Annotated in this window: 11 protein-coding genes and 2 pseudogenes; all 13 read left to right on the forward strand. The window is 73.6% G+C overall.

The features are described from left to right. A pseudogene (locus ACFUEL_RS24910) lies at window positions 1–680 on the forward strand (ATP-binding protein); the annotation flags it as partial. A gap of 37 nt (window positions 681–717) precedes the next feature. After that, window positions 718–1,137, forward strand: coding sequence for a hypothetical protein (locus tag ACFUEL_RS24915; RefSeq protein WP_380238976.1), 420 nt, complete (start codon window positions 718–720; stop codon window positions 1,135–1,137). 41 nt (window positions 1,138–1,178) lie between these two features. Further along, window positions 1,179–2,447, forward strand: coding sequence for a hypothetical protein (locus ACFUEL_RS24920; protein ID WP_380238977.1), 1,269 nt, complete (start codon window positions 1,179–1,181; stop codon window positions 2,445–2,447). Between the two features lie 26 nt (window positions 2,448–2,473). After that, entirely contained in the window at window positions 2,474–2,950 is a 477-nt protein-coding gene (locus ACFUEL_RS24925; RefSeq protein WP_380238978.1) for a hypothetical protein, read from the forward strand. Window positions 2,951–3,058: 108 nt separating this feature from the next. Further along, window positions 3,059–4,123, forward strand: a complete 1,065-nt coding sequence (locus ACFUEL_RS24930) for a hypothetical protein (RefSeq protein ID WP_380238979.1) — start codon at window positions 3,059–3,061, stop codon at window positions 4,121–4,123. Between the two features lie 21 nt (window positions 4,124–4,144). Beyond that, window positions 4,145–4,588: a hypothetical protein gene (locus ACFUEL_RS24935; protein ID WP_380238980.1), complete on the forward strand. Its 444-nt coding sequence runs from the start codon at window positions 4,145–4,147 to the stop codon at window positions 4,586–4,588. Between the two features lie 32 nt (window positions 4,589–4,620). Next, window positions 4,621–5,313: a hypothetical protein gene (locus ACFUEL_RS24940; protein ID WP_380238981.1), complete on the forward strand. Its 693-nt coding sequence runs from the start codon at window positions 4,621–4,623 to the stop codon at window positions 5,311–5,313. A 31-nt stretch (window positions 5,314–5,344) separates the two neighbouring features. Next, entirely contained in the window at window positions 5,345–5,842 is a 498-nt protein-coding gene (locus tag ACFUEL_RS24945) for a hypothetical protein (RefSeq protein WP_380238982.1), read from the forward strand. A gap of 170 nt (window positions 5,843–6,012) precedes the next feature. Continuing rightward, window positions 6,013–7,263, forward strand: coding sequence for a hypothetical protein (locus ACFUEL_RS24950; protein ID WP_380238983.1), 1,251 nt, complete (start codon window positions 6,013–6,015; stop codon window positions 7,261–7,263). Window positions 7,264–7,296: 33 nt separating this feature from the next. Then, window positions 7,297–7,947 (forward strand): hypothetical protein, encoded by a 651-nt coding sequence (locus ACFUEL_RS24955; protein ID WP_380238984.1) that lies wholly within the window; start codon window positions 7,297–7,299, stop codon window positions 7,945–7,947. 41 nt (window positions 7,948–7,988) lie between these two features. Next, window positions 7,989–8,417 carry a hypothetical protein gene (locus ACFUEL_RS24960; protein ID WP_380238985.1) on the forward strand — a complete coding sequence of 143 codons (429 nt, stop codon included), beginning with the start codon at window positions 7,989–7,991 and terminating at the stop codon, window positions 8,415–8,417. A 90-nt stretch (window positions 8,418–8,507) separates the two neighbouring features. Then, a pseudogene (locus tag ACFUEL_RS24965) lies at window positions 8,508–10,290 on the forward strand (type IV secretory system conjugative DNA transfer family protein). Window positions 10,291–10,468: 178 nt separating this feature from the next. Then, on the forward strand, window positions 10,469–11,338 hold the full coding sequence (locus ACFUEL_RS24970) for a hypothetical protein (protein WP_380238986.1): 870 nt from the start codon (window positions 10,469–10,471) through the stop codon (window positions 11,336–11,338). The last annotated feature ends 6 nt before the right edge of the window (window positions 11,339–11,344 follow it).

Raw genomic sequence — 11,344 nt, forward strand, 5'->3', positions numbered from 1 at the left:
GTCGCCCCGAGCGTCTGGACGCCGCCCTCGGCGACCAGGGCGCCGGGCTCGCCGTCGGCGACCTCGCGCACGCCTTCCGCCGGCTCGTGCACGGCGACCTGTCCGGCATGTTCGACGGCCCCTCCACCGTCGCCTTCGATCCGGACGCGCCGATGCTGTCGATCGACCTGTCCCGCCTGGGCAGCAGCGGCGACGACACCGCCCTCGTGTTGGCGATGACCTGCGCGAGCGCGTGGATGGAGGCGGCGCTCGCCGACCCGGACGGCGGGCGCCGCTGGGTGATCTACGACGAGGCGTGGCGGATCATGCGGCACGTCGGCCTGCTGGAGCGCATGCAGCAGCAGTGGAAGCTCAGCCGGGGCCTGGGCATCGCCAACCTGCTGGTCCTGCACCGGCTTTCTGACCTGCTCGCCGCGGGCGACGCCGGATCGCGCGGCCGGGTCCTGGCCGAGGGCCTGCTCGCCGACTGCAGCACCCGCATCATCTACCGCCAGGAACCCGACCAGATCCAGGCGTCCATGACCCTGCTCGGCCTGACCGGCGTCGAAGCCCAGGCCATCGCCGCCCTGCCCCGCGGCCGGGGCCTGTGGAAGGTCGCCGGGCTGTCGTTCGTCGTCCAGCACCTGCTGCACCCGCGCGAGAAGGCGCTGTACGACACCGACTTCCGCATGGCCGCGTAGCCAACCACCCTGCCGACAAAGCTGATTGAGGAATGAGATGCCTGTTGACCGCGGCGTGGAACGCGCCGAGATCCCCCACTCCATGCTCGTCGAGGAGGACTTCGCCGCCTTCGAGTCCCTGATCGCCGCCCAGCGCGTGGAGCGGGGCAGCGGCCACGACGACAACTGGCGGCTGATCATGGCCATCAACGGCACGGACGAGAAGGGGCGCTGGACGCACACCACCGGCGTCTTCCAGGCCGTCCCGCCCGACGAGATGACCCGGTCGGTGCCGCTGGGCTGGACCGAGATGGACTTCAGCGAGGACGGGCGGGCGCTGCCGAACACCCCGTTCGGCGAGGAGCGGCGCCGGACCATCGCCGCGCTCGCCCGCACCGCCACCGCGCACCCGGCCGGGCCAGCCCAGAGCACCCCCACGGCGGCGGCCTCCCCGGCGGCGGTGCGCCGCACCCGCTGACACCACGCGGACCGAACACCCTCCGAGAGCTGTGAACACCCATGCCCACCAACGATGCCGAGTCTTTCCTCGACCATGCCCACCTCGCCGAGGGCGACTTCGCGGCCTTCGAGCAGTTGCTCGCCGCCCGCCGCAACGGCGACGATCGCGCCCACCCCGACTGGGAACTCGTGTCCGCCCACACCAGCCACCTCGACGGCGAGCTGCAGAACTCCTTCGCGGTCTTCCGCCCGACGGGCGAGCGCGGGAGCACACTGCCCAACCACTGGGAGGCCAAGGTCTACTTCGACGAGGCCGGCCGTGTCCTGCCCGAACGACCCGGCCCGCCGGCTCCACCCCCGCCGCTCGCCGCCGCGCTGACCGCGCACCTGCCCGGCTGGTCGGCCCAGCCCTGCCGGCTCAACCCCGGACGGGACCTGGCCGAACTCGCGGGACGGCTCTGGGACCGGCACCCCTCGCAGTGGACCAGCACCAGGGCGCCGCACAGCGCCTTCGCCCTCGCCGGCCCCCGCGGCGAGCGCCTGCTGGTCGTCCAGCCGCACCCCGACGGGCCGGTCCTGCTCCGTGCGGGGCGGCCCGACGACGCTCCCGCGGACCAGGACTTCTGGGCGGCGAGGCCGCCGGAGCCGGTGGAGTTCTCCGCCGGCACTGATCCCGCCGCGCTGGCGGCCGAGGTCGAGGAGCGCTTCGCCCCCGCCTACCAGCGGGCCGCCTGGCACGCACGAACCATCGCCGTGGAAGACGCCCTCGTCGCCTTGGACGACCTGAGCGTCGCCTACGTCCTGCCGCCGAACCCCCGGCACCTCGGGGAACCCGACATCTTCGAGTCCGCGGCGGCCCGCGACCGCACTGCCTGGCGCCACCTCGATGTCCTGGCGGACCAAGGCCCCCACCTCATCTCCGGCATCCGGGCGGTGACCACCGCCGAGGACCGCCTCGACCGCGACCTCGGCCCCCGGCTGCGCCGGCTCCACTACGCCGAGAACGCACTCAACGGCATCCGCGAGATCCGCAACCGGTGGGAAGTCCTCGCCACCCGCACCGCCAGCGACGACCCGGCCACCACCCGGATCCGCGCCTCGGCCAAGGACATGCGCAACAACGAGGCGTGGTCGCGCACGCCGTGGGTCCCGGTCATGTCGTTGGCCGTGCTGGCCCAGGACCTCACGCCGCGGATCGGCCGCCCCGCGCCCAACCGCGACAAGCAGGTCCAGGCGGCCGTGGCCCGCGGCCGGCACCGCTTCGGTACCGCCCCGGAACCTGCGGCAGCCGCACCGCCACCCGCCACTGCCCCACGCCGTACCCGCTGACCGCCCACTGCCAAGGAGATCCACTCATGACCGATCTGGGTCATCGGGCGCACGAGGAAGTCCTCTCTCGGCCCGGCACGTCGGCCGCACCACTTCGGCCGGCCGACAGGGCTGGGCAGGAGTACGCCGTCCAGCGTCTGGCTTCCGCCGATGCGGGCGAGTTCCCGGAGGTACTCCACCAGCTCGTGGGCAGCGACTTCGGTGCGGTCAGCCGACTGCACGAGCTCGTGAGCGTGGCGGCGCAGTGGTGCCAGGACCACGGCGTTCGGCGGTACGGGGCCGAGCTGGATGCCCTGGCGGAGCGGATCACCGAGGTCGGCGAGGAGCTTCACCTCGTCCACGAGGGTCTCGCCGGTGAACTGGCCGACCAGAGCGAGCGGCTGGCCGCCGCCCTCAGCCGCTCCCCCGCCCGTCCCACCCGGACGCCGTCCCCGGCCGCCTCGCTCTCCTCTTCCCCGGTCCGTCTCGGAGCGCCGGCGCCCGGTCGCCGCCCCGCTCGCTGACGCGGCGCTCTACCACCGCTCCTCCGGCCGGGCCAAACCGCGGATCCTCCGGACCATCGACACCCCAGCCCCCGCTCTCGCAGGGGCGAGCGTCGTAGGAGCACCGCCATGCAGCCCGTCACGTTTTCCAAGTCCGGCTTCGAGGTCACCGCCCACACCCGCCGCCACCTGCCGGGCGGCACGTTCGAGCCGATCACCACTCTCCTGGCGGCCCGGGGCGTCGACTACACCATCGACTTCGACCCCGGCGACTACATCGACGCGCACCTACCGGACGGCAGCTTCCTGCTCGTCGGCCCTCGGTACGCCGACTACCAGGAGCCCGGACGGACAGGTCCGCAGAACGGCTGGTTCGCGAGCTGGATTGAGGCCGACGGCGAACTCAACACCCTGTACAACAGCGAGCCGGGGCGCCCCCACCACCAGCACGGCACCGACACCGGGCCGCTGCTGACCTGCATCAACGAGCACCTCGACCGACGCGGTGTCCCCTCCGAGCAGGAGGCGCGGGAGCGGCTGGTGCGGGCCGAGTCGCTGCTGCACCGCGCCGGCTTCGTCCCCACCACCCAAAACGGTGTGGCCTGCCACCGGCTCCCGGCCGCGATGCTCGATCCCGCCGAGCGCCGCACGGCCGTGACCCGGGCGGCTGACTACCTGCGGGCCGAGGGTTTCGGCGTCAACTACCCGGCCGACCTGACCGACTGGACCGCCGAGCAGGCCACCCTCCCGTCCCGCTCGCTCGCCCGCCTCGGCAAGGAGATCACGAAGGCCGGCCACACCGAGGAGGTGGTGGCCGCGCTCAGCGTGCTGACCGCCCCCGGCGACGGCGTGCTGGACCAGGCCGTCGACGTGCTCCACCAGACCGCCACCTGGTGGGAGGGACTGAACTCGACCGCCTCCGATCCGCACTACGCCGCCCGCCTCCGCGAAATCGCCAACCGCACCGACAGCTACGTCCGGGAGATCCGGGCGCTGCGGGGGGACCTCGCCGACCGGCACGCCGCGCACCCCCAGGCCGCGGCCCGGTCGGCGGCGAGCGGGCACGACCCGCGGGTGGTCGCCGCCCTCGCCTCCTCCCCAGCCTCCGAACGCACCCTCACCGGGCACCCAGTCGAGGCGCTCCTCGCCGCCCCACCTCCGGCCGCCGACCGCCCCGCCAGCCGCACCCGCTGACCCCCGTACGGAAAGCCCGCCATGCCCAACCCTTCCCCGCAGCCCGAGGTCGTCCTCGGCCACCACCCCGACCACGGCGTCGTCGCCGCCCTGCCCACCCGGTCCGCCGCGGCGGCGTGGATGCTGGAGCGGCTGGAGTTCCGGCGCATCGCCGACCACCCGCACCTGTACGCGCTCACCGAGCAGCACCGCGATGCCCCGGACCGTCTCCGGTGGGCGATCAAGGTCCTCGACGGCGCGGGCTACGCCGTCCACAGCGACCTCTCGCTGAACGCCAGCCCCGAACCGCCGGCCGAAGCATCGCCCAGGTCGACCGCCACGCCCACCGCGCGCACGTACCGCACCGACGAGGCCGCGCTGCTCAGGAGCCCGGCAGCCCGACGGGTACCCACCGCGAAGGCAGCCCCGAGCGGACCGCCGCCCACCGCCGTTGACCCCCGGGCCGCGTTCGCGCGCGCCCGCTGACCACCCTCCACCCGGTTTCGAGGAGATCCGCTGTGTCCACTCCAGCCACCACCGGCGAACGAGCCCCCGACTTCGTGGTCTGGCGCCACCACCAGCGCCCGGACGTCTACGCCGCCCCTGGCCTGCTCCCGCAGCCAGTCGCCGACGCGGTCCTACCCGCGCTGGGTTTCGAGCCCGATCCGACCCGGCCCGGCTTCTTCACCCTCACCGATCCCGAGCACGACGGCCAAGAACGCGCCCGAGCAGCGGTGCGGGCGCTGCGCACGATGGGCCACCAGGTGGGCACCGAGCCCGACTTCGACGTGCCCGGCACCACCCTGCGCCACCGCGATGAGCCGGACGTCGTCTTCGGCGAACACCCCCACCTGGGGATCGTCGCCGCCGTCAGCGACGGCCTGCCGATCGACCCGGCACCGTTCCTCACCCGGGCCGGCTGGCACCACACCCGCGGCCTCGACATCTACCTCGCCCCCACTGTGGAGCGCGAGGCCGGACTCGACGCCATCGCCGCCGCCAACGAGCAGCTGCAGCACGGCCGGTACAACGTCGCCGTCCAGCGCCACCTCGCCGCCGACGTCCACGCCCGCAGGGCCGACACCCGCGAACGCGGCCGGGCCCAGGTGTCCCCCGGCGCCCCGGCCCCGACCGCCCGGTCGGCCGCCGCCGCCACCGCCGCCGCCGCCGCGCCAGTGTCCGCCGAGCGCGCCGGCGCCCGCAGCCGCTGAACCCCCTCCCCCCAGAAGCAAGGAGCAACTCATGGCAGTGAAGAAGGTCTGGACGATCGCCCACTCGTGCGGGCACGAGAGCGAGCGCGACCTCGGCGACCGCCCGGCCGACCGCCGCGCCGGCTACGCCGACTGGCTGTCCCGGCAGGAGTGCACCGACTGCTGGCGCGCGGCAAAGGACGGCGACGAGGCCGACAAGGCCGCATGGCTGGCGGCCAAGCGCGCCGAGGAGCAGGCCGAATCCGACGCCTGGTCCAAGCGGTACCGGATGCCGCCGCTGGAGGGCACCAAGCGGGGCATCACCTGGGGCGTGCGCTGCCGCCACCAGGTGCTCGCCGCCGCCTACACCACCCTCGTACTGGAGGCGGGCATGCCCGAGACCGACTGGGAGCAGGTCGAGGAGCAGGCGCGCACCGTGACCCGCGCCGGCTGGTGGATCGACCAGCGCGCCTCCGAACCCGGCGACCTCCAGGAGCTGCTGGAAGCCGCCACCGCCGCCGACCGGCCCACCGAAAACCCCTTCGTCTGACCCGGGACCGACGCGGGAAGAGCATCAACTTTCTTCCCCCTCCACGCCGTTCGCTTGCCTCGCCGCCGCTCGCTATCACGGACCAGGCGGCCCGGCCAAACCACCGGATCTGCGGATCCTTCCCTCGTCAGCCCGATCGCCGGGCAGCCGCCGTCCGAGAGGGGACTGTCGTGATCGCCCACCTGCAGCGCGCCACCAGCACGGCCGCGCTGATCCCCGTCCTGTACGGGCACGACGCTCCGCGCTTTCGGCTGCGGCCCCGGCTGATCGGGGCCGACTACCGCGGCTCCCACCAGCAGCTGCCGCTGTTCGGCGATCCGCGGGAGGTCCTGGGCGGTGGCGTGCTGGACGCACCGGCCGCCCGGATCGGCACCCGGGCACCCGAGCGGCCGGTATGGCTGTGCTCGGTGCGCTCCGACCCTCGCCACCCCGATCTGTCCGACGCCCAGTGGGCGGACGTCGCCCGGCGCCTGGTCACCGTCACCGGTCTCGCCCCCGAGGGCGACCCGGACGGCTGCCGCTGGGCGGCGATCCGCAACCTCGACCGCTCGGTGCACATCGTCGCCACCGTCGTCCGCGAGGACGGCTCCATCCACAGCACCTACCGGGACGCCTTCCACGCGCAGGCCGAGTGCCACCGCATCGCCGCCGACCTCGGCCACCTGGTCCGTTCCGTCCCCTCCGTCACCACCGCCAAGGACTACCGCATGCCCACCCCACCGATCGCCATCGGCCTCGAACCCAGCGGCAGCGTCGTCGCCAGGGGCGCCTACGACGACCTCGCGGCCACCCTGCTCAAGCACGCAGGACTGCGCGAGACCAGCGACTGGTACGGCCGCCGACACCGGCTGCCCACCACCACCGCCCCGGCCGACCGCGCCGCCATCGCCACCCACGCCGCCGAGATGCTGCGCGCCGCCCGCTACGACGTCGACCTCGACCCCCGGCTCGACACCGCGCTACCCGGCGACCCCGCCGACCGGCACCTTCTCTCCGTCCCCGACGCCCAGCTCCTGGAGGTCACCGACCGGATCCGCGGCGCGTCCAGCTTCGGCGAACTCGCCGAAGCGCTCGACCAGGTCCTCGACCCCGACGGCGGCATCCTGGACCGCGTCCACGACATGCTGGAGGCCGCCTCCGAGCAGGCCACCGACCTCGACCCCGAGCAGTACGCCCTCTCCGACCGTCTCGGGGTCGCGGCCGACTTCGTCTCCGCCGCCCAGAGCGAGCTGGGTGGCCTGCTCGACGAAGTGCAGCGCGCCCAGTCCCACGGTGCTCACACCGCGTCCCGCTCCGCCACTGCCGACGCGGCCCGCGCCACCTCCCCCGCCGTCACCGCCCGAGGCGTGAGCACCTCCACCCCGCCCTCCGCCGCACCCCCGCAGACGGTCGTGCCCCGGCAGACGGGACGCACCCGGTGACCGGCGCTTCCACCGTGGCCGGGGGTGGGTGCGGTGCCTGAGCACTACTCGTCGATCGGCAAGGCGGTCAGTGCCGCGATGCGCCACAACATCGCCCTCGCCCACGGCCCGCAGGCCGGCCCGCCCCTGCAGGTCCGGTACTTCCCGCCCCCTGCCGCCGACCCGTACTCGCTGCCCGGCATGATCGCGCGGCTGGAGGTGACGGCGGACCCGGGTGAGGTCGCCGCGATCGTCGAGGAGGCGACCGGCGCCCTGGTCGGCCCGCTGCCGCAGCTGACCGAGCCGGTCGCCGCCAGCGCCGACTGGGCCCGGGCCCGGCTCAACTTCGACTATCCGGACCCCTACGTGGCGGCCTTCGACCTGTGGACGCGCCTGGCCTCCGTCCATTCCATGCTGGTCTACGCCCAGGAAGAGCTGGAGGCCGTCGTCGGCGACATCACCGCGATGCCGACCGCGCTCAGCGACCCGCGCCACCACGAGATGGTCCAGGTCAAGCGGACCCGGGAGCTGCTGCACGACGTCATGGGCCACGGCCCCTCCGACGCCGAGGCGACCCAGCAGCAGGCAGCCGTCTCCTACTCGCCCCGTGCCGCCGCCCGCCGTACCGCGAGCCCTGGAGCCGAGCCCGGGGCGCCCCCGGCCGGACCACCTGCCATGGCCCCGCCCACCGGCCACCACCGCTGACCCACCCATCACCAGCTCGCGATCCTCGAAGGACCTTCCCCATGGGCAATTTGGCCGACACCTACGGCACCGACGTCGAGTTCTACCGCGGCGGTGACGGGCTCGTCTGGGCCGACTGCCGCACCGACGCTCCCGGCCTGATCGACCGCACCCTGCGCCAGTTCGGCTTCACCGCCCCGCCCGACCCCGGCAACCCCGCCTCCTACAACCTCCCGGCCGAACGACCCGACCCCGACCAGCGACTCGCCGCATCCGCCGCGGCCGGCCTGCTCGACGAATTCGGGTACCGGGTCGCCATCGAGCCGGACCTGGTCGTCGGCTACGTCGGCAACGACACCGCCGTCCCGGACCGGCAGCGCACCGCCGCCGCCCTCCTCACCTCCCCCGCCGTCACCAGGACCGGTCCCGGCCAGGTACCCGCCGCCGCACCACCGACCACGCCCCGCACCTCCACTGGCCGCACCCGCTGAACTCCGCGCTGAAAGGCAGCAACCCGTGCAGATCCGTTCGAGAGCCGAGCGCGCCCCGCCCCCACCCGCTCGCACCCACCTGGAACCGCCTTGCCCTCCCCGCGCACCAGCGCGCCGTCGACCACCATCGGCACCGACGCGCTCCTCTACCTCCTGTTCGGCGTCCTCGGGGCCGCCCTCGCCTTCGGCTCCCTGGCCTGGCTGACCGGCAACGCCGCCAACGCCCTGGTCGGCAGCGGACCGTGGGCCCGCTTCAGCGCCACCGACGCCCTGCTCCACCCCGACACGCTGTGGCCGCACCTCGGCTCCACCGCGCTGCTGCTCGGCGCCCGCGTCGTGCCCTGCGTGCTCACCGCCGTCCTCGTCACCACCGCCCTGGTGCTGTGGGCGCGCCACCGCGGCGGCGCGAAGACCGGCCTGGCCCGCAAGGCGGACCTGGCGCCGCTGCTGGACAAGGAGGTCACCGCCAAGGCGCGCGACCTGCGCCCGAGCCTGAACGGCCGGGATTGTAAAAGAGGTTGAGCCGAACGACCGGGGCATCCTGGTCGGTACCCTCTCGCCCGGCAAGGCCGAGGTCCGCGCCTCCTGGGAGGACGTCCTGGTCGCAATCATGGCGCCGCGCTCCGGGAAGACGTCCGGCATCGCGATCCCGGCGATCCTCGCCGCGCCTGGCCCCGTCCTGCTCACGTCGAACAAGGCGGCGAACGACGCCTTCACCGCGTGCTTCGACGCGCGGGCGAAGGTCGGCACGGTCTGGACGCTCGACCCGCAGCAGATCGCCCACCATCCCCGTGAGATGTGGTGGGACATTCTGGCGGACGCCCGCGACCTCGCCGGCGCGAAGCGGCTCGCCGGGCACTTCGTCACAGCGTCCGTGGACGAGTCCAGCGGCTCCGACTTCTGGTCGACCGCCGCCGCCAACACCCTCGGCGCACTGTTCCTCGCTGCGGCCAGCCACCGGCGCCCGATCACCGACGTGCTGGCCTGGCTCGCCTCCCCGGCCGACCGTACCCCCGTCGACCTGCTCGCCGACGCCGGCCACCACGCCGTCGCCGCCCAGCTCCAGGGCACCGTCACCGGCGCCACCGAGACCAGGGACGGCATCTACGAAACCAGCCGCCAGTACGCCAGTTGCCTGTTGGACCCGGAGATCGCCGCGTGGGTCACCCCCTCGCCCGGTCTGCCGGAGTTCAAGCCGTTCGACTTCGCCTCCTCCCGGGACACGCTGTTCCTGCTCAGCAAGGACGGCGGCGGCTCCGCCAGCGCGATCATCGCGGCGGCAGCCGACGCCGTGATGCGCTCCGCCGTCATCGTCGCCGAGCGCAGCGGTGGACGGCTCGACCCGCCCGCGCTGTGTGTCCTGGACGAGGCCGCCAACGTATGCCGGATCTCGGATCTCCCGGATCTGTACTCGCACTTGGGATCGCGCGGGGTCATCCCGATCACGATCCTGCAGTCCTACCGGCAGGGCCAGCGCTGCTGGGGTGAGGCCGGGATGGACGCCCTGTGGTCCGCCGCGACCGTCAAGATCGTCGGCAGCGGTATCGACGACGCCGACTTCGCGGACAAGCTGTCGCGGCAGATCGGCGAGCACGACGTGCAGACCGTCTCCGTCTCCAACTCCGACGGCGGGAAGTCGACTTCCGTCTCGATGCGCACCGAGCGGATCCTGCCGCCGGACCAGATCCGGGCGCTGCCCAAGGGCAAGGTGCTGCTGTTCGCCACCGGCATGCGGGTGGCGATGCTGGACCTCCGCCCCTGGTACAAGGAACGCTCCGTCAAGGAGATCGGCCCGGCCTCCGCCCGCGCCACCAAGGCCATCACCGCGCGCGCCCTCGCCAAGAGCCAGGACGGCTTCACCCTCTCGGCCTGACCGCCCGCCCGGCGGCGCCGATCGAGACCGTCCGGCCGGCGCCGCCGCCCTTCCCCTCTTCTTCTCCGGGCGTTCCCGCCGCGTGCGCCTGTTCCCCTCCAAGGACCATCCCGTGACCACAACTTCCCCTCCTGTCCTGCGTGTTCTTTCGCTCGGTGCCGGGGTTCAGAGCAGTGTGCTGCTGCTCCTGGCCGCCGAGGGCCACCTGCCCCGCCTGGATGCCGCGATCTTCGCGGACACCGGGTGGGAGCCCCGCTCGGTCTACGACCACCTGGAGCGCATCGAGCGGGAGGTCTCCGCCCCGGCCGGGATCCCGATCCTGCGCGTCTCCTCCGGCAACATCCGTGACGACGCCCTCGACCCCAGCAAGCGCTTCGCGTCGATGCCGCTGCACATCCTCAACGCCGACGGCGGTGAGGGCATGTCACGTAGGCAATGTACCGGTCAGTACAAAATCCGGCCGATCAAGGAGAAGGTCCGCGAACTCCTCGGCCACCCCTACCCGCAGCGGGTGCCGCGCGGGATGTTCGTCGAGCAGTGGATCGGCATCTCGGTGGACGAGGTCCACCGGGCGAAGGACGCCGACGTCGCCTACATGAACAACCGCTTCCCCCTGCTGGAGCAGGGCCTCACCCGGGCGGACTGCCTGCGGCTGCTGCGCTCGCGCGGCTTCGCGTCGACCCCGAAGTCGAGTTGTCTGGGGTGTCCTTACCACGGCAACGCCCAGTGGCGGGCGCTGCGCGACAGCTCCCCGGAGGAGTGGCAGGACGTCGTGGCGTTCGACCGGGCGATCCGCAGCGGCAACGCCCGGGCGACCGCAGAGGGGACCCCGCTGCTCGGCCAGGCGTACCTGCACCGCAGCCGCCGCCCGCTGGACCAGGCGCCCATCGACCGGGTCAGCGCACACGAGTGGGCCGGGCGCCAGACGGACGTCTTCGACGCCATCGCCGACGCCGAACTGGAGGCCGGCGATGCAGACGGCTGCTCGCCCTGGGCCTGCCGCTCGGGCACGCCGGTCGCCACCGAACGCCTCACCCTCGCGGCCTGACCGCCC

The sequence above is a fragment of the Kitasatospora sp. NPDC057198 genome (assembly GCF_042670125.1).
In the GTDB taxonomy this organism is placed as follows: Bacteria; Actinomycetota; Actinomycetes; order Streptomycetales; family Streptomycetaceae; genus Kitasatospora.